This is a genomic window from Sorangium sp. So ce375 (assembly GCF_051473855.1).
In the GTDB taxonomy this organism is placed as follows: Bacteria; Myxococcota_A; Polyangia; order Polyangiales; family Polyangiaceae; genus Sorangium.
In genome coordinates, this window is sequence record NZ_CP150335.1 from 11,075,494 (window position 1) to 11,101,897 (window position 26,404).

Genomic DNA, 26,404 nt, shown 5'->3' on the forward strand with positions numbered 1-26,404 from the left:
GCGAATCGGACGCGGAGCTCGGGGCGATGCAGCGGGGAGGCGAGGCGACGGCCGCCCGCGCATCCCGCCGTGACGCGACGGGCGCTCCGACAAGAGGGCTCGCGCGGGGCGCGAGCGCGCGTGCGAGTCGTGGAGAGGCCAAGGCCGCCGCGCAGCACACCAGGGCGATACCAGCGGAGAGATTACCGATGCTCGACTCCGTAGTGAGCGCGCCCACGCGGCGGCGTGTCGCTGCGACCGCCCTTGCCGCCCTGACCGCGCTCCTGGCGCTCGGGTGCGGGAAGAAGGAAAAAGCAGCGCCCATCACCGTCCCGCCCCCCCAAGGCGCTGCGTCCGCGGATGAGCTCAGCACCGCCATTGGCCAGGCGCGTGGCATCGATTCGGCGCTCGCGCCGTCGTCGACCCGATGGCGACGGGCGTTCGTGCTCGATGACAAGCGCGCCGTGGTGACAGGAGAGGTCGAGAACGAGGCGATCGCCCTCGTGACCGAGAACGCAGGCCGGACCTGGCGATCTCTGCGGCGCGTCCGCGAGGGGTGGTCGACCTGGTCGGTCGGCGGAGACGGCTCCACCGTGCTCACCGCCGGTCCGCGCGGCCCGGCTCTCCCGAAGGAGGCGAACGGGAATCGAGGGGGCCCGTCGGCGCTGGACCCCCCGAGTCTCTTCTTCGCTCCGTTCGACGCGACCGACCTCTCGGCGCCTTCACCGGTCGCGCTTCCCGAGCCGAGCCGCGGAGCGCGACCGCTGGTGAACGCCGTGCCCGCGGTGCTCTCCGCCGAGAGCGCCGCGCTGCTCGTGGAGCCCAAGCCCCGGCACGCGACCCTCGTCTATGCGGGGCCGGCGGGTGCCGAGCCGGTGCCTCCCGTCCCGCTCCCCACGCAGGAACAAGCGCTACCCGTGCCTTATGGCCGCCCACCGGTGCTCCTCTCGGTGCGCGGGCGCAATCTCCTCGTGCGGCCCGTCCCCCCGCCGGGAAAACCGCTCGACGCACCGAAGAGCGTCGAGGGACTCACGATGAGCCCAGCGGCGACGGCCTCGCTCTCCACGACACCCGTATGCGACTTCGCCGGGTGGTCGATCCAGCTCGTGCCTCAGCCGCCAGACAAGACCGTCGTGGTCGCCGTCTCCGCTACCCAGACAGCCGTGCTGAAGCTCCCGGCGAAAGCCGCTCCTGGAGCATCGGTCGGCTGCGCAGCCGACCGCATCATGGTCGAGGTCATCACGCCCACAACCGGAGAGCTCACGCTCGCCACGTGTACCCTCCAAGGCACCTGCGTCATCGCGGAGAAACCGCCCTTTCGCCCCTGGCTCGAGCCTCATGAGCGGTCTGTCGCCCTGGCGCCCACACGTGAAGGGGTCATGGCGGTGCTGACCTCTCGCGCCGCGGCGCGATGGGGGCTCTACATCGCGCAATCGCCGGAAGCAGGCAAAATCTACGATGTCCCCAGGGTAATCGGCGAAGGCACAGGCGAGCGCGGCCGTATCGAGCTAGGAACCCTCCTCTCGTTTGGACATCGACTCGTGATGCTCCTCCAAGCGGACGTCACCGGGACTTCGCGCCGCGGCTGGTACGTCGCGGCCTCCGATGATGGCGGGCTCACCTGGAGCCCGCCCTGAGCTCCGTCTCGAACGGGACAACCATTCCAAACGCAGCGCGTCAGCACAGCTTCCATCCCCATCTGATGCTGACGTGCGCGGTGGTCTTTGGACCTACTTCGGCGGTGCGGCAGCCGGAGCGACGCGCTTGCGCCCCTTGACGCTCGGCTTCTTCACAGGCGCAGGTCCCGCCGCGGTCTTGCGCGCGTTCGCGCTCGCCTGCTCGGCCGTCTTCGCATCGCCTGCATACCGGGCGAAACGACGATCGCCACCTTGGAAAATCCGCTTCTCCAGCTTGAGCTCCTTCAGCGCTGCGGCGGCGCGCGTCTGCGGGATACCCGCTTGCTTCGCCACCTCGCTCGCGCTCACGCCAGAGCTCGCTTTGACGACGCGCTCGACGGCATCGAGCGTCTCCTGACGCTCCGCCGAGGCGGCCGGCGACTTGCGCGGGCGACCAGGCCGACGCTTCGGCGCGGCGCCGCGCTTGGCCGCGACGGAAGACGTTTTGGACTGGACCACTGCAGCGCGGGCGCGCGAGCGGCTGCGGCGCGGGGCCGCAGGAGGAACCAACGGCGCTTCCCCTGTCACGGCGCCCAGCTGATTCTTGACGAGCGCGAGGATCGCCTCGTCCGGCATTTTCCGCACGAGGTTTACAATCTGCTGTGAAAAGGCGTCCGTTGCCATGTGCTCTCCCTCGTCGCCGAATCCAGCTCGGCGGTTGGATACGACTATGCCGTTGCCACTTGCCTGGTCAAGCGAATTGAGGATAGCGGGCCGTCTTTTCTTTCAATAGGCGCTGCGGGCGGGCTCAATCGGAGAGGTCATTGGACGGGACGGCCCCGAACGGCTGGGCTGCTTTGCTCGACAGGAACCGAGCGATGAAACCCCGGTCAGCGTCGATTGATAGCCGAGACCCCTCCCCCGCGCAGGACGGCCCAGGCCGCACCAATCCCCTCTTGGCCCCCTTGACGATGCACCGCGGCATTGGGTGTCTGGGGTGCTCGGGTCCGGTCAGGTAAGCACCGTCCGAGAACCGAGCAACCCGCGCCTCACGGCCACGCCCGTCACGGGCGGCAATGCGGGCGCGCGTACAACCGCGAGGCGCGCAGCGACCCGCGCGAGCCTCCCCACCCCAATCATTGAAGCGCCCCACGCAGGGTGCGACCGCCTGGCGACCACACACAGGCGGCCGGCGCGTGGCTACATTGCACGCCCTGGGCGCACGACTGACCTATGCCGAGGCGTGATAGGATGCCCCGCCCGAGGGGGTGGGGCGCAGCACGGGCGCTTCGCTATGAGCGCCGACGGGGGCGGGAGTCCGGGTCGAGCTCTCCACACGACATCCGCTCATCGCGCGGAGGATTGCGCGTGCCCCGGCCCTTCTGGCGTCCGGATCGAGCCAACCCGCCGAGCTCTTCGAAATGATGATTCTGCGCCCATCCCGCCGCCGAGGCGCGCTCGGGCCGCGCAGCGCAGCTCTCGAGATCTCGCGCTCACCCGACGCTGCTGCCCGCGCCAGGCGCTGGGGTAGCCGCGTGGAGGCCCTCTCGCCGCTTGAAGGCCGTCGTGTCCGTCGGACCGGCGCGCGCGCACGGCTCGGCCCGCAGGACGCCTCGTTACATGGCAGAGCGCGGAGGAGCGCTCATCGTCGTCGGCCGCTCCGATCGGGCGCTCCCGAGAGAGCTCAGCCTTCGGCCCCGCGCTCTCGAGCGCGAGTCCGCGCGTCCGCGCGTCCGCCCTGAGGGCACGTCCTCTACGACATTGGCGCCTGGCCCAATGAAAGGAGGACGACGACGGGGAGCCGGCCCGCTCCGCCTCGACTTCTTCAAACGCCTTCCTGTCCATGTATACGACGCCCGGGATCCACCCGGCCCCGATCGACCTCGGTCCGGCCGACGGCCGAGATTGGCCAGCCGCCGAGTATCGGTTGACACGCGCGCACCGGGCGAAGAAGGATGCGCGCATGTCGCTGGTGCGCGTGCTCGAGCCGGAGGTCATGGATACTGACGAGGACGCGCGGGCCTACGACAGCATGGATCACGCCGCCGTGAACACGGCGTTCTGCGATGCCCTCCTCTCTCACAACCCCGGTCTCGGATACGCCCTCGACGTCGGCACTGGGACGTGCCTGTTGCCCATCGAGCTTTGCAGGCGCGTGCCCACGGCGCGGATCAAGGCGATCGATCTCTCCGCGTCGATGCTCGATCTCGGGCGCCGCCGGGTCGAGCAGGCCGGGCTCACCGAGTCCATCGCGCTCGCGCTCGCGGACGCCAAGGCGCTGCCCGAACCGGACGAGGCGTTTTCAGCCGTGCTTTCGAACAGCATCGTCCACCACATCCCGGAGCCGCTGCACGCGCTGCGCGAGATGCTCCGGGTCCTCCAGCCCGGCGGGCTCCTGTTCGTGCGCGACCTGGTCCGTCCGGAGGACGAGGCGTCGACCGCCGCCCTCGTGGATACGTACGCAGCGAACGACACCGCGTACCAGCGAGCCCTCTTTGAAGCGTCGCTGCGCGCTGCGCTCTCGCTCGAGGAGGTGCGTGGGATGCTGCGCTCGCTCCGGATTCCCCCCGAATGCGCGCAGGTGACGAGCGACCGGCACTGGACCGTCGCGTTCCGCAGGGCGTCCTGAGCCGAGGGCGCCGCGCGCGGATCCCGGGCGCGGCGCGGGCCCGTCAAATCGACGCGACGGCCAGCCCGGCTCGTAATAAAAGCCTCCACGTGAACGCCACCGGAACACGAGCTCGCCGGGCGCGCGGCGGTGCCCCCGCGCTCTTCCTGTCCTTCGCCATCGTCCTCGCGGCATGCGAGGAGAACCCGCCTCGCCCGAGCGAGCCGGAGCGGCCCGCGCCCCCGCCGCCTCAGCCGAGCGCGGTGAGCGCGCCGCCCGCGGCGAGCTCGGTCGCCGCAGCGCCGAGCGCAGGCGCGCCCGGAGACACGGGCGAGCCGAAGGGCACGCCCGCATGGCAGGGGACATGGGAAGGGCGCTACGACGCCAAGAAAGGCAGCGTCGTGCTGCCTCCGAAGGTCAAGGATGCCGAGCGCCAGAAGGACGACGGCAAGCAGGTGGCCGGCCCCGGGACGGTGACGCTGATCATCGAGCCGAGCGGTGAGCTGAAGGGCACCGCGAAGGGAGCGCTCGGCAACGCGACGATCGGAGGAAAATTCGAGGACGGCATGCTCCGCGCATCGGTCTTCCCGGAGGATCCGCGCGCGCCGAACGCGATGACCGGCATCTTGGTCGGCGAGCTGAAGGAGAACGTCATCCACGGCAGGATCCGGGTGACCGGGCCCGATGCCCTCCTGGTGCGCGAGTCCCCCGTCGAGCTGAAGAAGAAATGATCGGCGCTGCGGGGCGAGACGTCGACGCCGGCGTCTCGCTCGGCCGCGCCGCGCGTCAGCTCGCTGCGCCGGCTCCTCCCGGCTCGCCCGGTGGCGGTCGATCCTGCGGCCCCTGCGGTGCAGCCCCAGGCTCTCCCGCGGCGCCACCGCGCGCCCCGCCGCGCCCCGCCTCCGCCCGCCGCTCCTCGCGCTGGCGGGCCACCTCGGCGTCCCGTTGCTCGTACGCCACGATGATCCGCTGCACGAGCGGGTGGCGCACGACGTCGACCTCGGTGAACGAGCAGATCGCAATCCCCTCGATCCCCGTGAGCAGATCGCGCGCCTCCGCGAGGCCGCTGCGCGCGCCGTGCGGGAGATCGACCTGCGTGACGTCGCCCGTCACCACGGCACGGGAGGCGTAGCCGAGGCGGGTGAGGAACATACGCATCTGGTCGCTCGTCGCGTTCTGCGCCTCATCGAGGATGACGAAGCAATCGTTGAGCGTGCGCCCCCGCATGAAGGCCAGCGGGGCGACCTCGATCTGGCCGCGCGTCACGAGGCCTTGCGCCTTGTCCGCGTCCATCATGTCATGGAGGGCGTCGTAGAGCGGGCGCAGGTAAGGATTCACCTTCTCGGCGAGATCGCCGGGCAGGAAGCCGAGCCGCTCTCCCGCCTCGACGGCCGGACGGGTGAGGATGATCCGCTTCACGCGGCGCTCGAGCAGCGCGTGGACCGCCATGGCCATCGCGAGGTAGGTCTTGCCCGTCCCAGCCGGCCCGATGCCGAACGTCATGTCGTGCGATCGGATCGCCTGGATGTAACGCTTCTGCGCCAGCCCCTTCGCCGAGATAGGCCGGCGGCGCGCCGAGATGAGGACGACGTCCTCGAACAGCTCCCGCAACGTCATCCCCGGGTCGTCCCGGAGCGCCTGCACTCCGCGCACATAGTCCTGCGGATCGAGGACCGCGCCGCCCCTCAACATCTGCGCGGCCTCTGCCAGGCACCGCTCGGCGAGCGCGACCTTGTCGGCGTCCCCGGCGAGCCGGATCGTGTTGCCTCGAACGCCCGACTCGATGCCAAGAGTGCGCGCGATGAGCTTGAGATTCTCGTTCCCTGGCCCGGCGAGGGCCACCAAGGTGCTGTTGTCGAGCACCTCGACATCCGCCGTGATCCGCACGCTGGTCGTCATCGCGTGATCCTTCCCCGCCTCTTCTCCGGCGCTCCGTGGCCGGCACGTGCTGTCACCCCGTCAACGAGACCTTGACGCCGCCCACCTCGCGCTCGAATGTCGCGCCCGCTCGCCGTGCGGCCTACACAGAATCGTAACGTCCTGGTCATAATTTCGCGTTGTAGTGCGTGCGAGATCCGGCGAGCGGGCGAGCCGCACACAGGGAGAACTGCATGAGGTTAGCTACATCGGCGCTGTTGGGCATGACTGTTACGCTGTCGGGCCTGTCGGCGCTAGCACAGCCTGGACCCCAGGGCCCAGCGCAACCGCCTCCGGCGCCGCCCCCCGCCGCGGTGCCGGCGCCTCCTGCCGGTGCGGCGCCGGCGCCTCCTGCCGCTGCCGCCCCGACGCCGCCTCCCGCACCGCCGCCCGACCAGACGCCGCCCGCGGAGCAGCTGCCGCCCCCTGGAGCGGCACCGACCGCCACGCCGCCGCCGCCGCCGCCAGAACAGGTGTTCGCGCCGACCGCCGAGGCCGCCGTCGTGAAAGAGCAGCAGCCGCTCGCAGGCTGGCACGGCGGCTTCTTCCTCCGGGACGCCAACGACACCTTCCGGCTCTACCCGAAGGGGAGGTTGAACCTCGACTTCGCCAGCAGCTTCGGCGCCGGCGTGTCGGACGTGTCGGCCACGGGCGGCGGGAGCGCGCTCAAGCCGCGCCTCTTCGTCCGCCGCGCGCGGCTCGAGGTGGCCGGCGAGTTCATGAAGCGGTTTTCGTTCGATGTCGACGTCGACTTCGGCGGCCAGGGGCTCGGGAACAGCAACGGCCGGACCGAGAACGCCGCCGGTCCGCCCGGACAGGCGCCGACGGCCGAGACCGCGCGCTTCGCTCCTGTCGAGAGCACCACGTCGAGCGCCGTCCTCGCCGACGTCTGGATCAACTACTCGGTCATGCCCGCGCTCAACTTCCTGTTCGGGCAGCACCAGTCGTTCTTCTCGATGGATAACCAGACGAGCGACAACACCTCGACGTTCATGGAGCGCACCATCGCGACCCGGAGCTTCGCCTACCCCGAGGGCAAGGACGTCGGCCTGACGATCTGGGGCGACGTCGCCGACAGGATGGTCGTCTACGGCGTCAGCGTGGTCGGCGGCGACGGCCAGAACCGGCCGGGCGTCGACAGCGAGCCCGATTTCATCGGCCGCGTGTTCGCGCGCCCGTTCGCCAGCGACAAGCAGGGGTTGCTCGCGAAGGCGCAGATCGGCGTCAGCGCGCGCCTCGGGGAGCGCGACCAGGACTACGTGGGCTACGACTATGCGCCCATCAGGACGGGGCAGGGCTACACGCTCTGGGGCGCGAGCTACACGGACTCGCTGAGCCGCCCGACGCACGTCATCCCGTCGGGCTCGCAGCGAGCGTTCGGCGGCGAGCTCCGGCTGCCCATCAAGATGGTCGAGCTCCGCGCCGAGGCGTACTACGTCGCGAACGAGACGCGCGAGGCCGTGGAGGGCTATCAGCTCACCAACACCGAACGGCTCGGCGAGGTGAAGGGGCTCGGCTGGTACGTGCAGCTCTCGGCGTGGCCGGTGGGCGACGCCTTCGTCAGCGGCGATCCAGGGTTCAGCCCGCGCCCCACGAAGATCGATCTGTCGAAGGAGCTCGAGAAGCCGAAGTCGGGGCTCGAGGTCGCGGCGCTCCTCGCTGGCATCAACGCGACGTACGACGGCGGGAGCCGCAAGGGCAGCACGTACGACGAGGATACTCCGGGCGCCGAGGGGGGCCCGGGCACCGACCTCAACGTCATGCAGATCGGCCTCGCCGCGAACTACTGGCACACGAAAAATGTGCGAATCGGCTTGAATTACAGCGCCTACCTGACGCCGGGCAGCGGCACCAACAAGAACCTCCTCAAGGTGCCAGGCAATACGCTGAAGCCCTCCGATCCGGACGCGCACGCGCTGCACGAGCTCGGCGCGAGGGTCAGCATGTCGTTCTGACGCGCGGCCCGCCCCACCGCGGCCGGCGTCCCGGCCGCGCCCCTCATTCTTTGTCCTCCAACGATCCGCGCCGCTCGCGCTCCTCGCGGCGGGCGAGCGGCGCGGGCGCCTCGCCGGCGAGGCGGCACGCCTCAATTTTGGCCCAGGACAGCCTGGCGGGGTACCCGTCGGGCCATGCGCGACATGCGTCAGTGGATCGCCGTCGGTGCAGCCGTGGGGCTCGTGGCTGTGACCCTCCCCATGCTGCGCGAGCACGACGTCCAGCTCGGGGGGCTGCTCGCAAAGAAGACGACGGCCGGGGGACCCACGATCACGCGGACGGTGACGCCGCCGCCGCTCACGGACGTCGACCTGACGCGCATCGACGACAGGAAGGCCCCGCCCACGGCGCCCGCGCACGGCGGCCGCGTCGCGGAGCTGACCATCGACCCGATGTACCAGCGGGCGGCGCTCGGCTTCCTGCGGGCAGGCCAGGTCCCGGAGGGGGCGGTCGTCATGACCGATATCCGCACCGGGAAGGTGCTCGTCTGGGCGAGCTACGTGAACGAGGGGGCGATGCACGACGTCGCCGCAGAGGCCACCGCGCCGTCGGCGAGCGTCTTCAAGGTCGTGACCGGCACCGCGCTCGTCGAGGCCGGCCTGAGCCCCAACACGAAGCAGTGTTATTCGGGCGGCGAGCACTCGATCCGGCAGGCGGACATGGTCGACAACAAGCGGCGCGACAAGTACTGCGCGACGCTCGCGCAGGCGATGGGCCGGAGCATCAACACCGTGTTCGCGCGGCTCGCCGCGAAGAACCTCGACCAGGAGAAGCTCGGCGCCGTGGCCGAGAAGCTCGGCTGGGGGCAGGACACGCCGTTCGACGTGAAGGTCGCGACGAGCACGATCTCGCTCCCGGAGGACGAGCTCGGCTTCGCGCGGACCGCGGCGGGCTTCTGGAACACGACGCTGTCACCGTTCCAGGGGGCGAACCTGGCGACGACGCTCGCCAACGGCGGCGAGATGGTCCGGCTCCACGTCGTGTCGAGCGTCAAGGACGAGATCGGCGAGATCTACCAGGGCCCGACCGAGCGGCAGGTGCTCAAGCGGGTGATGGACGAGAGCACGGCCAACGCGGTGACCGCGATGATGGAGTCGACGGTGGATAACGGCACCAGCTACCGCTCGTTCCACGATCGCAACGGCCGCCCCTACCTCCCGGATATCCGCGTCGCTGGCAAGACGGGGACGCTCACGAAGCCGACGCCCGAGGGGCCCTTCTACACCTGGTTCATCGGGTTCGCGCCGAGCCGCAAGCCCGAGGTCGCCATCTCCGTGATGGTCGCCAACAGCGCGAAATGGCGGGTGAAGGCGACGAACGTCGCATGCGACATGCTCCGCACCTACTTCGCCGACAAGGGCGCGCCCGGCGTGAGCGATCCGAACGACAGGACCGGCGCGACAGCTCACCGCCGCTGACACGCGGAACAGACGACGCGCCGAGCCGCCGAGCCGCAGCGCGCCAGACCAACCCAACGCGTCGCGCTGCGCCGCTGCGCAGACGCACCTGAACGCGGCGCCGTGCCCCAGGCGAGGTCCCCCTCGGCCGGCAGCGCTGCGCGCGCATCGACGGGGCGTCAGGCAGACCACCGCGTAAGCCCGCAGCGGGCTCACCGCAAGCCAGAAACGTTGGTCATGATTTCCGCCCTGACCAAGATCCGATGACGATGCGCAGCGGACCGATGTGCCTGCCTGGCGGCCCGCAGGTGTGCAGGATCATCGTACACACCGCGGCCACGATCGATTTATAGAACTTTTCCGCCCTGGGCCGGCCCCCCTCCCACCGGCTCGCCGTCCGCGGCGCGAAGGTCCGGGTCGCTCCGATGCAGCCGGACACCCTGGGCCAGGGTGGGACCTAGTTGCGAGACGCGCTGCTTGTGCAGCTTGTGCTCGGCCGAGATCTGCGTGCTAGCATCTCTGTTGTGCAGGTTGTGCTCCGCAAGCTCGGCCGGGGATCGCGCGCAGTCGTTGGCCGGCTCGTCCGTGCACCACGGAAAGGCTCGGTCATCGTCATCGAGTTCTCCGACGGAATGCATGAATATGTCACGACGCCGGTCAAGCGCGTGTTGCGCCTCGCCGGGCGCGAAGTGTTCTACATAGAAACCGTGAACTCCCGGTACCGCCTCGAGGTGCGTGGCCGCGAAGTCGCGCTGGACGGTGCGGTCGGCGGCTGAGCCCTGCCAGGTACTGCTCGGGCGGCGCGCGGTTCTTGCTCGAAAGTTGCGGATCCTGCGGATCCTGCGGAACGAGCGCGCACCTGGTACAACCACGCGACCACGCGCCGGAGGCGCCGAGCCGGGTAAGGCGGGGATCACCGGCTGACGGCGGCACGTTCTACTGCACACTCGTCTAGCACGAGAACTGCATCTCCGCGCGCATTGCCCCTTGCGCTTCCATTCGCTCTTGGGCACAGTCCCGCTCCCTTTGAGGGGCCCCGCGGTAGGCCATCCACCGGTGCAGGATGGGGCTCGCCTGGCGAGCTGTGGTCATGATGCCGCGCCCGTGCCCCCGACCGTGAGGAGATTGAAGCAGATGGGCAAGCGCGATCGCCGCCAGTCGATGAAGATGAGGCGCCGCAAGGCGCAGGCTGCCAAGAAGGAGCGCGCCAAGCGCAGCAAGCTGTCGAAGGCCACGACGGAGGTCGCTGGCAAGGCCAAGAAGCCCCGCGCTCCCAAGAGCGCCGCTCCTGCGAGCCCCTCGCCGGCTGCTTGATCGGGTGCGTGGCGCGGTCGATCGACCGCGCCCCCGTGGGATCACGCGCCACGGCGCGTTCCCAGCGATCATCGAGGTTGTGCGCGCCGAGCGCTGCGCCCGTTCCGGCGCGGTCCTCTGCGCGTGGCCGCGCGCCGCGTCCGCGGCGGCGCTCACTCGTCGCGAATCACACGTGTGTGGAGGCTCAGGCCGGGCTGCCGACCCATGTCGGCCGCGCTCGCCGCATCGCCGGCCCCGCTTTGCTTGGGCGGGGGCTCGCCGAGGAGCCCAGTGTCGCCGTCTCTTCGCTCCTCGCCGATGAGCTCCCAATGGCCCCGTTCGTCCCGCCAGCTCTGCGCGACCCGGGTGGTGCGGACCGTGACCTCGTCGTTCCGCAGCCAAAGGACGTCGAGGTAAACCTCGGCTTCGTCGCGCTGGGTCATCTCGAAGCCGCCGAACTCCACGTCGACGACCCGAAGGCGGGTGCCCCACGCGGCGTGACGGCTCATGAAATCCTGGCGCGCCTTCGAGCCCACGCGCTCGAGCGCGACATCCATGCGGCCGAACCGGGTAGCCGTGTTCATCTCGAGCGCCGCTTCGGTGAGGCGCTGGGAGTTGCTCGGGGCGATGCCGCAGCTGGCGAGGGGCAAGAGGCTCAGGGCGAGGAGGACGCGGCGCATGCCGAGCACCGTGGGCGAAGGCGTCGGCGCCGGCAAAGTTTCCAGCACGGGCGCGGCGCTCAGAACGAGTTCGTCGCGACGAAGTAGAACTGACCGCCGGGGATCGCGAGCTCACTCAGGCCATAGGCGTACCCGAAGCGCAGCTGCGAGAAGAGGACGTACCCGAGGTTCATGCTCAGCCACACCTCGCCGCCCACGGAGGCGTGCAGCTGGGGCGAGTAGAGCAGGCTCTTCCGCGTGAAGAGGGCGAGCTCGTCCATCTCGAAGTGGTTGAATGCGCCGCCGTGGTCGAGGAAGACGCTCGCGTCGATGCGGCGCAGGTAGACCGGCAGCGTCACGAGGCCGCGGTCAGGCTGCAGGACGGGCACGCGATACTCGACCGTCTGCGAGAAATACGAGCGGCCGTACATCGCGCCCGGCGCGTAGCCGCGGAGCGTGAACGAGCTATTCGTGACCCCGGTGAGCAAGGTGTCGACGAGGGTGAGGTTCTCGAGATCGTACCCGCCCACGGCATAGGCGGCGCCCCTCGGGAAGTTGCCGCCAGAGACGGCCCCGGCGACGCGGAACGCGAGGGTGTGATCACCTGACCACGGCATCGCGACGTAGGCGCTGAGGCCCGTCGAGAACGCGTAGCTCGTATAGCTGCTGCCCGTCTCCGGGCCGGCGTAATCGAGGCCAGCGTTCAGCGACACCCCGCGCGGCGCGCCGGCGGCGTCGATCGAGCCCTCGGCGTTCGAGAATGCGTAGCCGAGGTGCCCGAAGTTCAGCGTGCCCCGCGGCGGGAGGATGGTCCGGGGCGCGTACGGGTCGAGCTTGTCGCCGATGGGGAGCTGCCCCTTGAAGGCGGCGCTGCTGAACGACGCGCTCAGGGTATGCCGCGAGAACTCGCCGCGGATCGGATAGCTGATGCCGGAGGAGATCCCCATCGATCGCTCGTCGTAGGTGACGTTTCGACCGTTGAAGCGGTAGCCGCTGCGCGGCGAGATCGCGTGGTACGCGCGGAAGCCGAGGTCGATGGGCAGCCGGCCATAGTTGTACCCGAGCAAGACGTTCGGCGCCGGCGCGTCCGGCTGCACGGTGAGCTCGCCGAAGACCGTGTGGCGACCCACGATGTCGGTGCCGGTCACGCTCACCGTCAGCGCGTTGGAGCCATAGCTCCCGGGCGCGTAGTCGAGCGAGATCGCGCGCGGCGCGAGCGTAGGAAGCGGGTTGTAAGGAACGCGCTCGAGCCGCACCGCCGGAGGCTCGGTCGCGGGATCGGGTCGATCGCCCGGGGGCGGCGGCGCCGGGAGGAAGCGCGCCGGATCGAGCGGCATGACGAAGAGATCGTGGCCCCGGGAGGTATATCCGACATAGACAAGAGTCTTGCCATCGGGGCTGATCGCCGGGTGCAAGGCCCCGAGTCTCACGTTGGTGACCTGATGCAGCGCGCCGGACGAGAGGTCGTAGGCGTAGACGTTGTTGATGCCGGTGCGATCGGAGGTGAAATAGAGCGTCTCGCCGTCGGGCGACCAGACGGGGTTCATGTCGGTCGCGCGATCGCGGGTCACCTGACGGAAGCTGCCGGTGGCGACGTCCACCACGCGGATGTCGCGATAGCCGCCGGCGGTCCAGACGCTGTACGCGAGGCGCTTGCCGTCGGGAGAGAACGACGGGGAGTAGGCCTGCTCGAAGCGGGCGCTCGGCACGAGATCGCGCCGCTCGGAGAGGACGCCATCCCTGGAGAGCCGAGCGATCTCCAGGTAGCGGGTGCCCTTGCTGTTGAGGGAGAAGGCGACGTGATCTCCGGTCGGGCTCACGTCTGGAGCCGAGGATCGGAGGCCGTGCGTCAACCGGCGTCGCGAGGGCTCGTCGCCGTCGGGCGCCGCGTGACCGCGCGGAAGCAAGACCAGATCGTTTCGGTAGTAGTGGTTGCGCCACGGCGCGAGGGCCGTGAAGATCAGGTCACCCGCCGGCGTGAACGCCGGCCGCGAGGCCGCGTTGGTGCGCGCGACAAGCGCCTCTTCGCGCTCGCTCCCGGGCGCGGGCGCGGCGAGGGAGAGGCGGTAGATGCCGGGGCGCTCCTTGCCGTCGTCGCGGAAGTAGACGATCTCGTCCGCGGCGGTCCGGCGCGCGACGGGCGGAACGAACCGCGGGTAGAGCACGTTGCGCCCGTGATGGGTGAGCCGCGCGCCCTCGCGGAGCCCGCGCGCCTCGACGGCCGCCATCTGCTCTCCGTAGAGCCGACGGAGGTGGTCCTTCCAGCCCTCGTACAGCTCGACGTAGGTCCTGCCGGTCACGCGGCGGATGGCGCGGTTGATCCCCCACGGGAGGAGCGACGCCCCGTAGTCGGCGGAGACGGCGCGCATCGTGTTGGGCCCGTAGACGTCGATGATCCAGCCCAGGAACCTCGATCCGTAGAGATACCAGAGGTTGCCCTGCGGCCAGCGGAACGCGGAGCTCGAGATCTGATCGAGCCCCGCGATGTTGTCCTCGAGCACGTCGGCGCGCAGGTACATGTCGAACATGCTCGAGCGCATCCGGCCGCCGCTCGAGTGGTGGCTCTCGCTCACCACGGCGAGCCCCTCGATGATCCACCGCGGTTGCACCTGGTTGGGCGAGAACGTTTTGCCCACGATCGCGTTCAGGATCGCCGGGATCCCCGAGGTGTTATCGATGTGCGCGATGTGCGTGAACTCGTGCGTGAGGAGATCGAGGTACCAGTCGTCGTAGTCGCCGAGCGTCGACAGGTCGTCCGGACCGGACACGAGGAGGTGGATCGAGTTGTAGGGGAGCGTGCCGGCCGACCCGTTCGCTATCTCGGAGTCGTCGGTGAGCAGGATCTCTGTGGGGCTCTGCGGGGCATAGCCGAGCGCATCCTCGACGCGCCCGTAGATCGTCTCGGCGAGCGAGGCGATGCGCGCCGCGATGGGCGCGAGGTCCTGCGGGTGGTGCACGCGGAAGTGGGCGGTCTCGAACGTCCAGAACGCGAGATCGGGGTCGCCCGTCGCCTGGGCGGACCGCGGCGCGAGGAGCAGCAGCGCCGCGAGGGCGGCTGCAGAGAGGACGGAGGCTGCGCGGTGGAGCGGCCGGCTCGCTCGCGAGCCGGGGCGCGCGGGAGAAGAGTTCACCAAGATCGATGCGACGCGGCGACCTCAGAGGTCGTCGTAGAAGAGCGGCTCCCTGTTGCGCGTGAACCGGGAGACGAGCTGCCGACCCTCCGCCGAGATCTGCGTGATCCGGGCGCCGAAGCCTGGCTCGGCCGAGTCCCTCGAGCCGCCAGCCTCGCGCGTCCACCGAACGGCGGCCTGCGCGGTGAACTCGTAGTTGCCCGGCAAGCGGACACGCAAGGTCACGACGGAGCCCGTCGGCGGGATCTTGTACGTCGCGACGAAGATGCCCCCGTGCTCGATGACGTCGTTGCCAGCGAGCCCCTTGTAAAAATTCGACGGCGTCAGAGCGCCGAGCTCGACATCGACGACCGCCGCGGACGTGCGGTTGTCGACAGGCTGCCGCGTGGCCTGGGGCGGCGGTGCGCCACGTGCGTCCGCGGCCGGGTGCGATGCGGCGGGGTAAGCGGCCGAGGCGGGCGCTGGCGCATGCCGTTGCTGCTGCGGTGAGGGCATCGTGTGCTGGACGGGCGCTGGCGCTGCCACCACGACGGGCGCTGGCGCTGCCACCGCGACTACCGGCGCCGGTGCGACGGGCGCTGGCGCTGCCACCGCGACTACCGGCGCCGGTGCGACGGGCGCTGGCGCTGCCACCGCGACTACCGGCGCCGGTGCGACGGGCAAAGGCGCTGCCACCGCTACCGGCGCTGGCGCGACGGGCGCTGGCGCTGCCACAGCTACCGGCGCGGGTGCGACGGGCGCTGGCGCTGCCACAGCTACCGGCGCGGGCGCGACGGGCGCTGGCGCTGCCACAGCTACCGGCGCGCGCGCCTGCGCGGAGGCACCGGCGGCGTGCGCCCTGCTCAGCGCGTGGACCTTGCTCAGCGAGGAGGCGACGTGCTCCATCAGCACGTCGACCACCGGATCGGCCGCGGTGATCCTCTGCAGGCGGTTCAGGACGTCGCGCACGTGGCCGAGGGCGATGTCGCTGCCGTCGAGGGCCTGGCCCCCGGAGCGCTCGATGCGGTGCATGATGCCCATCGCTTGCGCTATGGGCTCGGCGAGCGCCTCGATCTCAGGCGACACCCCCCCGTTCGACTGAAGCGCATTGAGCGCCGCGGCGAGCAGTTCGCGGGCGCTTTTCGCAAGCTGCGCGGGTTCCGACATGAATCCTCCGAGGGGCGCATCCTACGCGGTCACGCGCGCGTAGGCTCAGGATTCGATGGCCACGAGCCGGCCAGGCGACCCCGCCGGCCGCCGAGCGCGCCCCGGCCGGCGGTCACCGGCGCGACGCCTCCTACACGACGAGGGCCGCGAGTTCGCCCACCGACGCCGGCTCTCCATCGATCTCCCCCTCCAGCAGCGCGACGGCCGTGTCGCCGGTCCGCACCAGGACCACCCCGCCCTGAACCACCGCCTCGCCCGGCGCGAGCGCTTCAGGGAAGCTCGCCGCCGGCGCGGCCCGCAGGACGATGACACAGGCGCCCTCGATCTCCGTCCACGCCCCCGGCGCCGGCGCCAGGGCGCGGACATGGCGGAGGACGCGCTCCGTCGGCCAGGACCAGCAGATGGCGCACGCCTCGTCGTCAGGCGCAGGCGCCTGCGTGGCGAGCGCCGGATCCTGGGCGACGCCCGCCACCTCCTCACCGCGCGCGAACCGGGCGACCGTGCGCCGCAGGACCCGGAGGCTCGGCCGGTCCAGCGCCCGGGCGAGCCGCCACGCGGTCCACCCCGGATCGATGGGGAGCCTCTCCTGGTCCAGGATGTCGCCCGTGTCGTACTCCGCCTCGATCCGGTGCGCCGTGACGCCGCTCTCGGCGTCTCCCGAGGCGATCGCCCAGTAGGTCGGGTCCGGCCCGCGATGACGAGGGAGGAGCGAGGGGTGCACGCCGACCCCCCCGAGCCGCGCCGCCTTTACGAGCGACATCGGCAGGCGCGTGGTCCAGAACCAGCTCACCAGGAGATCGGGCGCGAGCGCCTCGACGCGCGACGCGAGCTCCGGGCGGTCGACATCGGGGCGCAGCAGGAGGCGCGAGCCGAAGACCCGGCGGGCACGGCGGAGCCCCACCGCGTCGGCCCGGCTGATCGCGGCGAGGGCGATCTCGTGGCCGTCGCCGTGGAGCAGCAACGCCGCCAGCGGGAGGCCGAAAAAGGCGACCCGCAGAGGGCGCTCGCCCGGGCGTCGGCCGAAAAGTTTTCCGTGTGCGAGGAGGCTGATAGGTGAAGGCTCCGATGGCGGCGCCCCCCCCGCAAGGCTCATTTCGTCCGGCGCTCCGGCCCGGTCACCGCTACGACGCCTCCGCCGCGCGCAGGCCGATCCTCGTCTTCGAGGACGTCTACAAATCGTACCGCGCCGATCAGCCCGTGCTCCGCGGGATGTCGCTCTCGATCGAGCGGGGCGAGTTCGTGTTCATCACCGGCCCGAGCGGCTCGGGCAAGAGCACGCTCCTCCGCCTCGTGCACCGCACCGAGCGCGTCGACGATGGCCGGATCCTGTTCCTCGGCCGGGATATCGCGCGCCTGACCGACGCGTCGATCCCCGCGCTCCGGCGCAACATCGGCTTCGTGTTCCAGGATTTCAAGCTGGTCCCGAGCTGGACCGTGTTCGACAACGTGGCGATCACGCTGGAGGTGCTCGGCCTCCCGTCGCGCTTGCTCCGGACCCGGGTCGGCGAGGCGCTCGAGCGCGTCGGTCTCTCGGGGCGCGGCGGCGATCGGGCCCAGGTGCTGAGCGGCGGCGAGCAGCAGCGCGTCTCGATCGCGCGGGCGATTGTCGGGGAGCCGACGCTGATCCTCGCGGACGAGCCGACGGGCAACCTCGACCCGCAGCTCGCGATCGATCTGCTCGGGCTGTTCGAGGACATCCATGAGACCGGCACGACGGTCCTGTTCGCGACGCACGATCGGACGCTGCTCGACGTACGCCCTCGGCGCGTGGTCGTGCTCGACGACGGGAAAGCGACCGACGTGCCGCACGGCCTCGGGCCCGGAGGCGACGTCGCCGGCGGCGACGACGAGGACGAGATCGACAGCGGCGTGCGCGGCGCGGCGTAGCGCCAGGGCTCCGCCTCACGACGGAGAGAGGGAACCGGATGCAGACCAGCGAGCGTGACGATCGGCGGAGATGGCTTCGCACCTGGCGTGCAGGGAGGAGCGACTGGCGGCTGCAGGCGCTGTCGATCTTCTCGCTCGCGGTCGCGTTCGTCTGCCTCGCGTCCGCCCTCCTCGTGGTCACGAACCTCATGGCGGTGCGCGATCGCTGGTCGCGCGCCGGCCGCGCCACGGTCTACCTGCGCGACAGCGCGACCGACGCGGAGACCGCGGAGCTCACCCGCGCGCTCGAGGGCACCGAAGGCGTCAAGAAGGTGCGGCTCGTGACGAGCGCCGAGGCGCGCCGCGAGGTGGTGCACGACGACGGCGACAAGGCCCTCGCCGCGCTTCCGCCGAGCGCGTTCCCTGCGTCCCTCGAGGTCGGCTTCACCGAGGAGGTCTCCGACGAGGCGCTCGCCTCGATGACGGTGAAGCTGCGCGCCTTGCCGGCCGTGGACACGGTGGAGACGTACCAGCGCTGGACGGAGCGGCTCTCGTCCCTCCTCAGCGGCGGCGTCGCCGCGAGCGCCTGCCTCGCCGCGATCGTCCTCTGCGCCGTGGTGAGCGTCATCGGCTCGACGATGCGCCTGCTCTTGCACCGCAGGAAGATCGAGGTCGAGGTGCTGAAGCTCGTCGGCGCGACCGACGGCTTCGTGCGCCGGCCGTTCATCGTCGAGGGCGCGACGCAGGGCGCCGCCGGCGCGGCCGGCGCGCTGCTCGTGCTGGGCGCCCTGTTCATGATGGTGCGCGGCCGCTTCGATCACGAGCTCGCCAACCTGCTCGGCGTCTCGCCGTCGTTCCTGCCCTGGCAGGTCGCGTTCGGGATGGTCAGCCTCGGCGCCGCGCTCGGCGCCACGACCGCGCTGCTCACGCTGCGCAAGATGGTGGCGGTGTGAGGCGCCGCGCCCAGCTCGCGCCGCTCGCGCTGGCGCTCCTCACCGGCGCCGCGACGAGCGGCGCCGAGGTGCTGGCGCCCGACGCCCCCGCGCCGATGTCCGCCCGGACGGCGAAGGCCCCGGCTCCGGCGGCGCGCCCGGGCTCCGCGCTGGCCGAGAACGATCTCGATCGGCTGCTCGCGAAGCTCGACGCCGAGGAGAAGGCGCTGCGCGCGGAGCTCGACGCGATCGGCCCGGCGCTCGAGCTCACCCGCCGCCGGATGATCGCGCGCGGGCGCGCGTACTACCGCCACGTCCGCGCGGGCTTCCTCCCGGTGGGCGGCGGGTTCGACGCGCTGGTGGACCACGCCGCCCGCGTCGAGCGCACTCGGCTCGCCCTCGAGCGCGATCTCGCCCGCGAGGCCGAGCTGACCCGGCGCAGCGCCGAGCTCGCGGACCGGCTCACGCGCCTCGGCGCGGAGCGCGCGCCCCTCGAGGTGCACCGCGAGGCGATGAACCGCGCCCGGGTCGCGCTGGCGCAGGAAGACGAGCGGCGCGCCGCGTTCGCGCGCGCGTTCGAGACGAGCGTGCGCCCCGACTACCTCGCGATCTACGGCGCGGACACCGGGCCCGCCGAGCCCGATCGCCGCGCCGGGCTGCGCTCGCTCATGGGGCGGCTCCCCTTCCCGATCGCCGGCCGCGCGGAGGTGCGCAAGGTATCGCGCCGCGGCGCCGGCGGCCCCGGCGTCGAGCTCACCGCGCTGGACGGCGCGCCGGTCCGCAGCGTGGCAGCAGGGCGGGTGGCCTTCGCCGACACGTACGCGGACTACGGGCTCACCGTGATCGTCGATCACGGCGAGCGGCTCTACTCGGTGTACGCGAACCTCGGCGCGGCCGACGTGCGCGCCGGCGATCAGCTCCCGGGCGGGGCGCGGGTGGGCACGGTCGCGAGCGGACCGGACGGCGCGAAGCTCTACTTCGAGCTGAGGCGCGGCGCCGAGGTGATCGACCCGGGTCCCTGGTTCGGGATGTAGCGCCGCTGGCCCGCAGGGCGCCTCGCCCGCCGCGAGGCGGGCCCGCGCGACGCGCGAGTTGTGCTAAGGCGGCCCCGTGAATCGCCCTGACGGCCGCGCGCTCGATGTCCACCGCCCCGTGGAGATGATCCTCGGGTTCCACCGCAACGCAGAGGGATCCGTCCTCTACCGCGCCGGGAGGACGGTCGTGCTCTGCACGGCGTCTGTCGAGCCCACGGTGCCCGCCTGGATGATGGGCAAGGGCGCGGGCTGGCTGACGGCCGAGTACCAGATGCACCCGCGGTCGAGCCCGGCCCGCAGGGAGCCGCGGGACGGGCGTGGCAAGGCGCCGAGCGGGCGCACGCAGGAGATCCAGCGGCTCATCGGGCGGGCGCTCCGGGCGGCGATCGATCTCAAGCAGCTCGGCGAGCAGACGATCGCGATCGACTGCGACGTGCTCGAGGCCGACGGCGGCACGCGGACCGCGTCGATCACCGCCGGGTTCGTGGCGCTCGCGCTGGCGCTCGACCGGATGCGCGCGGCCGGATCGCTCGAGGCGCCGGTGCTCCGCGATCAGGTGGCGGCGATCAGCGTGGGCCACCTCCCGGGCGGGCTCGCCCTCGACCTCGTGTACACCGAGGACAGCGCGGCGCGCGTCGACATGAACGTCGTGGCGACGGCGATCGGCTCGATCGTCGAGGTGCAGGCGACCGCCGAGGACGAGGCCATCCCCCGGGCGGAGCTCGACCGCATGACCGACCTCGCGCTCGCGGGCGTGGCGTCGCTCGCGAGCGCGCAGCACCGGGCGCTGTCCAGCGCCGGCGTGGACCTCACGACGCTGTTCCAGACGGACCGCTGGAGGGTCGCGTGAGCCGGGAGCCGCTGCGCCTGCTCGCCGCGACCTCGAACCGAGGAAAGCTCGTGGAGCTGCGCTCGCTGCTCGCGGATCTCCCGATCGAGGTGCTCTCGCTCGCGCAGGTGCTGCCGGACGCGCCGCCGGTGGTCGAGGACGGCGCGACGTTCCTGGACAACGCGCTCCTCAAGGTGCGCGCCGGGGCGCTCCGCTCGGCGATGGTGACGCTCGCCGAGGACTCGGGGCTCGAGGTGGACGCGCTCGACGGCCGGCCGGGCGTCCGGTCCGCCCGCTTCGCAAGGGAGGGCGCGGCCGACGCGGAGAACAACGAGGCGCTGCTCGCGGCGCTCGCGGGCGTGGCGGACGACCGGCGCCGAGCGCGCTTCCGCTGCGTGATGGTGCTGCTCGATCCGCGGTCCGAGGCGCAGCCCATCGTGACCGAGGGGCGCTGCGAGGGGTGGATCGGCAGGCAGCCCAGGGGCACGGGCGGCTTCGGATACGATCCGCTGTTCGTGGTGGAAGGCTACGGACGGACGATGGCCGAGCTCGACGAGGCCGAGAAGAACCTCGTGAGCCACCGGGGCAAGGCGGCGCGCGCGATGAGGTCCTCGCTCGAGGCGCTTGTCGCGCGGCGCTAGGGCGATAGACGGTGCGCAGGGCCATCGCGCGGCGACGCCGGACGGCGGTTGACCCCGTCCGAGACCGCTTGTAATCGCGACCGGAGGCACCCAAGTACTGCCCGGTGATCGGATCCCCTGATGAAGCAGGACTGGAAGGCCGTCGGAAGCTACGGGACCGTCGGTCTCGAGGTGGTGCTGTGCATGCTGGTCGGCCTGTTCATCGGCCGCTGGCTCGACGCGAAGCTCGGGACCGATCCGTACCTGTCGGTGCTCTGGTTCTTCTTCGGGCTCGGCGCCGCCGGCAAGGCGGTCTTCCGGGCGTGGAAGGAGATGCAGGCCGTGGCCGCCCGCGAGGAGCGCGAGCAGGGGAACCCTGCGCCGAGGTACGACGACCGGAAGCCGCGGCCGGACGAGCGCGCGCCGGACGACGAACGACGGACGGGCTCGAGCGACAGTGCCGTCGATCCCGACGGGCGGCAGGACGCGAAGGGGAGCGATGAGCGCTGAGCGAAGGCCCGGAGCCCCCGGGGGCGAGCCGCCGCAAGAGGAGCCCGGCGCGGAGGAACGGCCCGGCGTCGGGGACGCCACCATGCGGTCTGTGCTCCGCTGGGTCGCCGGCACGGCCGCGGTCCTGTCCGTGGCCGCGCTGCTCGCGTACGGCGTCCGCGCGGCGCTCGGCGTGTGCATCGGGGGCGCCATCGCGACGGCGAACCTGTACGTCTTCGCGCGCATCGTCGACGCGTTCCTCTCGCGCCGGGGCCACACGGTGTCGTGGACGCTGATCGCGATGATCAAGCTCACCGGCCTGATGGGCGGCGTGTGGCTCATCCTGAAGAGCGAGATGGTCTCGGGCGTCGCCTTGATGGTCGGCTACGCCTCGCTCGTCGTCGGCATCAGCCTGGGGACGCTGTTCGGCCCGAAGCCCCCTGCGGACGGAAGCCCGCCGAGCGCTCACGGCTGAGCTCCCGCCGGGACCGGCGCCTCCTCGGGCGACCCGCGCGCCGAGAGGAGACTTGGCGCGCTGCAGGGTGCCCACCGTAAACGAGTTGTGGTAGAGGCGAGGCCCCTCGCCCGAGGGTGAACTCCCACAAGGTTCGCCAGCGCTCGCGGCCGTGCCGGCACTGCCGCGCGGCGGCCGGCGCGGCGCATCGACGACGAAAGCCATGCCTGAGCACACAGGGTTCCTCACGTACCTCCTGGCGCAGCTCCCCGGACTCCGGGAGAACGCTCGCAACATCGGCAAGACGTTCATCGGTCACCACACGGTGGACTACCGCGGGACCGAGCCGATCTTCATGAGCCTTCTGATCATGGTGCTGTTCGTGCTCCTCGCCAGCGAGGTCCGCGGGCAGTACCGGCGCCTGAACGAGTCCGTGATCCCGGAGGACAAGCTCACGCTGCGCACGTTCTTCGAGGCGTTCTTCGGCTACTTCTACGGGATGGCCCGCGACGTGATGGGGCCCGCGAACGCGAAGCGGTACTTCCCGCTCATCGGGGGCTCGGCCGCGTTCATCTTCTTCTCGAACGCGTCCGCGCTCATCCCGGGGGTGAACCCGCCGACCTCGAACCTGAACATCACGATCGGGTGCGCGGTCGTGGTGTTCGTCCTGTTCAACTACTACGGGCTGAAGGAGAACGGCTGGGGCTACGTCGCCCACCTCGCCGGGCCGAAGTGGTACCTGGCGCCGCTCATCTTCCCCATCGAGATCATCTCCACCTGCGTCCGCCCGGTCACTCTCTCGATCCGGCTCATGCTCAACATCGGCGTCGATCACCTCGTGGCGAGCATCTTCCTGGGGCTCATCGCGCTGTTCGTCCCGGTGCCGCTGATGTTCCTGGCGATCATCGTCATCGTCGTGCAGACGCTGGTCTTCTGCCTGCTGAGCTGCATCTACATCGGGCTCGCGACCGAGAAGGCGGACCACCACTGACCGCTTCGCCTGACCGCCTGGTCAGCCGCCCACCGGCGCCGCGGAGAATGGCGCTGGAGGTGAAGAGAAGGCTAGCCAGCCCTCGAAAATCGGATTAGAGGGGCCCCGCTGTCGATGGGTTGCCCCACGGCGGTGGGTGGATCGCGGAAGCGCGGCCCCTACCGAGCAGTAGCAGAGGTCCCTGGAGCGATCCCCGGATCTCGATGGGGGACCGCCCGCGCGGCCCCCGACCCACGCAGATGTTTCGCATGCAGCCCCGCGGGCTGTGTGGCTTGAAAGGAGCAGATTCGGATGTCGCTGAAGAGCAAGCTGTCGCTGTCCGCCGTTGTCGGCACTGCGCTGGTACTGGTTCCCGCTATGGCGCTGGCGCAGGATGGCGCGGCGTCGAACAAGTACGACGCGAACTCGTGGCTCGCCGTCGCTGCCGGATTCGCGATCGGCATCGCTGCCCTCGGCGGCACCATGGGGCAGGGGCGCGCGGCGGCCGCCGCCCTGGAGGGCATCTCCCGGAACCCGGGCGCCGCTGCCCGGATCCAGACCCCGATGATCCTCGGCCTGGCGCTCATCGAGTCGCTCGTGCTCCTCTCCTGGGTCATCGCCTTCTTCCTCCAGGGCAAGATCGCCCCCTGAGCCAGCGCTCGCCGCGCCCAACGGGCCCGGCTCCGCTGCTCCTTCCCGCCTCCCTCACTGCTACCCCGACGGGCCTCGCGCCTGTCGCTACCTCACGCGCACGACGGTGCCCGGCTCGTGCGCCGTGGGGAGGACGGCCGTCCATCCGGCGGGGAGCCGGGGCGACGTCCACCAGAACAGCCGCTGCGCATCGAGCGGAGCCAGGTTCACGCAGCCGTGGCTTCGCACCTGACCGAACGAGCGATGCCAGAACGCGCCGTGCAGCCCGACCCCCTTCGAGAAGTACTGCACGTAGGGGACGTCCTCCATCCGGTAGTACCGCTCGGCGGCCTCGTCCTCGAGGTTGTCCATGTCCGAGGTGAGCAGCTTGGCCCAGATCCGGTAGGTGCCGGCGGGCGTGGCGCGCGGCGACCCGGGCGCGCCCTTGCCGGTCGAGACGAGCGTCGCGAACACGGGGCGACGCCCCTCGTAGGCCACGAGCGTCTGCGTCGCGCGCTCGACGTCGATCCAGCGCTCGCCCGCCTCGACGTCGACCTCGGGCGGCGGCGCCACCGACGGGCGCCGTAGATCGCGGGTCGAGATCCACGCCGCGACGTCGCCCTCCGCGATGCGCGCGAGCTTCCCCGACGCGCCCTGCGCCTCCTCCAGGTAGGGGACGACCTCGAACCGCGCCTTGGTCTCCTCGGTCCGCGTGAAGGCTGCCCCCGTCCGCGTGTAAAGCGGAGCTCTCTCGGACACGACCCACGCCGTCGCGATCTGCGCGGCGCCCGGCGCGACGTCCACCCCGTGGAAGGCGAACGCGTGCACCGGACCGAGATCGCGCATCGGCAACCAGAAGCCGCTGTTCGTGCGGCCGTACCGGGCGCCTCCCTCGCTCCGCTCCTCGACGATCGCCACCGCGAAGCCGGGCTCGAGCTGCGCGTCCGGCTCCTCGATGTCGGCCGCCTCGGCCCGCCGATAGCCGAAGGTCCCCTCGGGGCCGACGAAGTAATAGCGGTAGGGGAGCCCGTCCGGCATCTCGCGCCACGTCCGCACCAGCGGGCTGATCGGGCTCGCGGCGGAGAGCTCGACGGCGTCGTCACAGACCCAGGCCGTGGCGCCCACCTCGAGCCAGCGCCCGAGGCAGCCGTCGGCGCGCCGCGCCGCGAAGATGGGCAGCTGCACGTTGCGATCGACGGAGCCGCGCCGGCGCGCGCCCTCACCGGGGCCGTCGAACAGCGGCTGGTCGCGCTTGAGCACGCGCGCGCTCTTGACCCATGCGGGCAGCGGGGTGTCGTCCGCGGAGACCCACGGCGGCAGCTGCGAAGCGAGGACCGCTCCGCTCCAGATCGCCGCGCCGAGGGCGGCCACCGCGGCGCCGATGCGCGGCGCGCCGCGGCGCACCCGTCGCGGCGCGCCGCGGCGCCGTTCCTGCGAGCCCGCCTCGGCGCCTCCACGCTTCCTCATCCTGCGGCGAGATCCTAAGCCTTTGCCCGCGCTCCAGCCAAACTCCCGCCCGCGATCGCGGCGGGCTCCGACGGAGGCGCGGGCGTGCCGCGATCGGCGGGATCAGCGGTAGGAGAAGCGCACTTCGTGATCGCAGATCCGGAAGAGATCGCCCTCGACGATGGCCTTCCGGGCGATGCGCTGGCCGTTGTACTCGACGCCGTTCGTCGAGCCCATGTCGACCATGTAGTACTGGCCGTTCAGGAACTCGACCATCGCGTGCTGGCGCGACACGTTCGGGTCCTTGATCGTCAGATCGCTCGACTGCTTGCCGCGCCCGATGATGAACCGGTCCTTGTTCACCACGAACCGCTGCCCCGCGTAGAACGCGGCGAGCGTCGGGCCGACGGGGACCTGGCTCGGCATCCCCATGGCCATCGGCGGCGGACCCGGCACGCTGCTGGATGCCTGCGGAGCGACGTACGGCGGCGGCGAGAGCGGGGGCGCGAGCGGAGGTGCCACCGGCGGCCCCATCGGCGAGGTATAACCCGCGGCGCTGTTCATCGGCGGCGGCGGCGGAGGCCCCGAGCGGCTCGCCGAGGCGCCGGGGAGGCTCTGGCGTCCGCCAGGGTTCGTGACCTGCGACGGGAGCGGCGGCGGCGCACCGAGGCGGCTCACGCTTGTCGGCGGAGGGGGCGGGCCGACGCGACCCGGGACGGGCGGCGGCACAGGCAGGCTGGGCCGCTTGCCGCCGGTGGTGCTGCTGCCCGGAGGCGGCGGGGGCGGAGGCGGTGCGCCCTGACGGACCTGCCCCGGAGGCGGCGGAGGCGGCGTGATCGCCGGGACCGGCGTCGGCCCCGGCCCGACAGGCGTCACGCCGTACGGCGGCGAGGACGCGCCATAAGCAGGCGCCACGGCCGAGCCGTAGGGCATCCCTGCTGTTGGCTGCTGCGCGCCGATCGCTCCGAGAGGCGGCGCCGAGCCGGGCGTCGACAGCCCGGGCGGCGGAGGCGTCGCGAGGGGAGGCGCCACGCTGGCCTGATGAGCGTGCGGGACCGCCATGTGCCCGGAGGGGGGCACCGCGTCGCCCCTGGCGGGCGGCGGGAACGGCGTGCGCGGGCTGTAGCTTCGCTGCCGCGCGTACTGCTTCATCGACTCATTGATGAGGTAGTCGATGGAGCACTCGAGCTCGCGCGCCATCTGCTCGAACGTCTCCCAAAGGACATCGCGACACTGGAACGTCCGTGCGCTTTTCTTGTTCGGATCCGCGCTCATCTCTTCCCAACGATAATGGAGGATGAATTGCGCTGGGAAGCCTCCTCCCGGCCTCTTCCCTGCAAGCAACTGACGGCTCTGGGCCGCGCGTGCCGCGCGCGGCGGACGAAGAAGCGCG

The 26,404-nt window shown here is 71.3% G+C and carries 24 protein-coding genes; 16 read left to right on the forward strand and 8 right to left on the reverse strand.

The window, feature by feature from the left end; translation table 11 throughout:
• Positions 1-188: 188 nt before the first annotated feature.
• Positions 189-1,616, forward strand: coding sequence for a hypothetical protein (locus WME90_RS41470; RefSeq protein ID WP_437277614.1), 1,428 nt, complete (start codon positions 189-191; stop codon positions 1,614-1,616).
• A gap of 93 nt (positions 1,617-1,709) precedes the next feature.
• Here WME90_RS41470 and WME90_RS41475 read toward each other — a convergent pair whose 3' ends face one another.
• Complete coding sequence (locus tag WME90_RS41475) at positions 1,710-2,279, reverse strand: hypothetical protein (RefSeq protein WP_437277615.1); 570 nt, start codon at positions 2,277-2,279, stop codon at positions 1,710-1,712.
• A 1,279-nt stretch (positions 2,280-3,558) separates the two neighbouring features.
• On the opposite strand from WME90_RS41475, the gene WME90_RS41480 reads away from it, so the two are divergent.
• A complete protein-coding gene (locus tag WME90_RS41480) occupies positions 3,559-4,224 on the forward strand; it encodes a class I SAM-dependent methyltransferase (RefSeq protein WP_437277616.1) in 666 nt (221 codons plus the stop codon).
• A gap of 89 nt (positions 4,225-4,313) precedes the next feature.
• The gene (locus WME90_RS41485) at positions 4,314-4,934 is read left to right on the forward strand and encodes a hypothetical protein (protein WP_437277617.1); all 621 of its coding nucleotides are present in this window, start codon (positions 4,314-4,316) and stop codon (positions 4,932-4,934) included.
• Positions 4,935-4,989: 55 nt separating this feature from the next.
• Here WME90_RS41485 and WME90_RS41490 read toward each other — a convergent pair whose 3' ends face one another.
• Positions 4,990-6,102: a PhoH family protein gene (locus WME90_RS41490; protein ID WP_437277618.1), complete on the reverse strand. Its 1,113-nt coding sequence runs from the start codon at positions 6,100-6,102 to the stop codon at positions 4,990-4,992.
• 242 nt (positions 6,103-6,344) lie between these two features.
• Here WME90_RS41490 and WME90_RS41495 point away from each other — a divergent pair, with 242 nt between their 5' ends.
• The 4 genes from WME90_RS41495 to WME90_RS41510 all read left to right on the forward strand — a co-directional run bounded on the left by WME90_RS41495 (position 6,345) and on the right by WME90_RS41510 (position 10,826).
• The gene (locus WME90_RS41495) at positions 6,345-8,075 is read left to right on the forward strand and encodes a porin (RefSeq protein ID WP_437277619.1); all 1,731 of its coding nucleotides are present in this window, start codon (positions 6,345-6,347) and stop codon (positions 8,073-8,075) included.
• A 174-nt stretch (positions 8,076-8,249) separates the two neighbouring features.
• Entirely contained in the window at positions 8,250-9,533 is a 1,284-nt protein-coding gene (locus WME90_RS41500) for a penicillin-binding transpeptidase domain-containing protein (RefSeq protein WP_437277620.1), read from the forward strand.
• A 503-nt stretch (positions 9,534-10,036) separates the two neighbouring features.
• Entirely contained in the window at positions 10,037-10,288 is a 252-nt protein-coding gene (locus WME90_RS41505) for a hypothetical protein (protein ID WP_129354294.1), read from the forward strand.
• A 358-nt stretch (positions 10,289-10,646) separates the two neighbouring features.
• Positions 10,647-10,826: a hypothetical protein gene (locus WME90_RS41510; RefSeq protein WP_437277621.1), complete on the forward strand. Its 180-nt coding sequence runs from the start codon at positions 10,647-10,649 to the stop codon at positions 10,824-10,826.
• A 152-nt stretch (positions 10,827-10,978) separates the two neighbouring features.
• Here WME90_RS41510 and WME90_RS41515 read toward each other — a convergent pair whose 3' ends face one another.
• From WME90_RS41515 to WME90_RS41530, 4 genes are all read right to left on the reverse strand, one after another.
• Positions 10,979-11,485 carry a hypothetical protein gene (locus WME90_RS41515; RefSeq protein WP_437277622.1) on the reverse strand — a complete coding sequence of 169 codons (507 nt, stop codon included), beginning with the start codon at positions 11,483-11,485 and terminating at the stop codon, positions 10,979-10,981.
• A gap of 59 nt (positions 11,486-11,544) precedes the next feature.
• Positions 11,545-14,595 carry a BamA/TamA family outer membrane protein gene (locus WME90_RS41520; protein WP_437277623.1) on the reverse strand — a complete coding sequence of 1,017 codons (3,051 nt, stop codon included), beginning with the start codon at positions 14,593-14,595 and terminating at the stop codon, positions 11,545-11,547.
• 24 nt (positions 14,596-14,619) lie between these two features.
• Positions 14,620-15,660 (reverse strand): hypothetical protein, encoded by a 1,041-nt coding sequence (locus WME90_RS41525; protein WP_437277624.1) that lies wholly within the window; start codon positions 15,658-15,660, stop codon positions 14,620-14,622.
• A 211-nt stretch (positions 15,661-15,871) separates the two neighbouring features.
• Entirely contained in the window at positions 15,872-16,702 is an 831-nt protein-coding gene (locus tag WME90_RS41530; RefSeq protein ID WP_437277625.1) for a methionyl-tRNA formyltransferase, read from the reverse strand.
• 188 nt (positions 16,703-16,890) lie between these two features.
• Here WME90_RS41530 and WME90_RS41535 point away from each other — a divergent pair, with 188 nt between their 5' ends.
• The 9 genes from WME90_RS41535 (at position 16,891) to WME90_RS41575 (ending at position 23,586) form a co-directional block, all read left to right on the forward strand.
• Complete coding sequence (locus tag WME90_RS41535; protein WP_437283729.1) at positions 16,891-17,628, forward strand: cell division ATP-binding protein FtsE; 738 nt, start codon at positions 16,891-16,893, stop codon at positions 17,626-17,628.
• Between the two features lie 38 nt (positions 17,629-17,666).
• On the forward strand, positions 17,667-18,560 hold the full coding sequence (locus WME90_RS41540; protein WP_437277626.1) for a cell division protein FtsX: 894 nt from the start codon (positions 17,667-17,669) through the stop codon (positions 18,558-18,560).
• Positions 18,557-19,573 carry a murein hydrolase activator EnvC family protein gene (locus tag WME90_RS41545; RefSeq protein ID WP_437277627.1) on the forward strand — a complete coding sequence of 339 codons (1,017 nt, stop codon included), beginning with the start codon at positions 18,557-18,559 and terminating at the stop codon, positions 19,571-19,573. The genes WME90_RS41540 and WME90_RS41545 overlap by 4 nt, the downstream gene beginning before the upstream one ends.
• Before the next feature lie 76 nt (positions 19,574-19,649).
• On the forward strand, positions 19,650-20,423 hold the full coding sequence (gene rph, locus WME90_RS41550; protein ID WP_437277628.1) for a ribonuclease PH: 774 nt from the start codon (positions 19,650-19,652) through the stop codon (positions 20,421-20,423).
• Positions 20,420-21,043, forward strand: coding sequence for an RdgB/HAM1 family non-canonical purine NTP pyrophosphatase (gene rdgB, locus WME90_RS41555; protein WP_437277629.1), 624 nt, complete (start codon positions 20,420-20,422; stop codon positions 21,041-21,043). The genes rph and rdgB overlap by 4 nt, the downstream gene beginning before the upstream one ends.
• Before the next feature lie 120 nt (positions 21,044-21,163).
• Positions 21,164-21,532, forward strand: a complete 369-nt coding sequence (locus tag WME90_RS41560; RefSeq protein WP_437277630.1) for an AtpZ/AtpI family protein — start codon at positions 21,164-21,166, stop codon at positions 21,530-21,532.
• A gap of 82 nt (positions 21,533-21,614) precedes the next feature.
• Positions 21,615-21,986: an ATP synthase subunit I gene (locus WME90_RS41565; protein WP_437277631.1), complete on the forward strand. Its 372-nt coding sequence runs from the start codon at positions 21,615-21,617 to the stop codon at positions 21,984-21,986.
• A 202-nt stretch (positions 21,987-22,188) separates the two neighbouring features.
• Complete coding sequence (gene atpB, locus WME90_RS41570) at positions 22,189-22,956, forward strand: F0F1 ATP synthase subunit A (RefSeq protein WP_437277632.1); 768 nt, start codon at positions 22,189-22,191, stop codon at positions 22,954-22,956.
• A 291-nt stretch (positions 22,957-23,247) separates the two neighbouring features.
• Entirely contained in the window at positions 23,248-23,586 is a 339-nt protein-coding gene (locus WME90_RS41575; RefSeq protein WP_012240589.1) for an ATP synthase F0 subunit C, read from the forward strand.
• 87 nt (positions 23,587-23,673) lie between these two features.
• On the opposite strand, the gene WME90_RS41580 is transcribed toward WME90_RS41575, so the two are convergent.
• Positions 23,674-25,032, reverse strand: a complete 1,359-nt coding sequence (locus WME90_RS41580; RefSeq protein ID WP_437277633.1) for a L,D-transpeptidase — start codon at positions 25,030-25,032, stop codon at positions 23,674-23,676.
• Positions 25,033-25,134: 102 nt separating this feature from the next.
• Complete coding sequence (locus WME90_RS41585) at positions 25,135-26,286, reverse strand: FHA domain-containing protein (protein WP_437277634.1); 1,152 nt, start codon at positions 26,284-26,286, stop codon at positions 25,135-25,137.
• Positions 26,287-26,404: the final 118 nt, after the last annotated feature.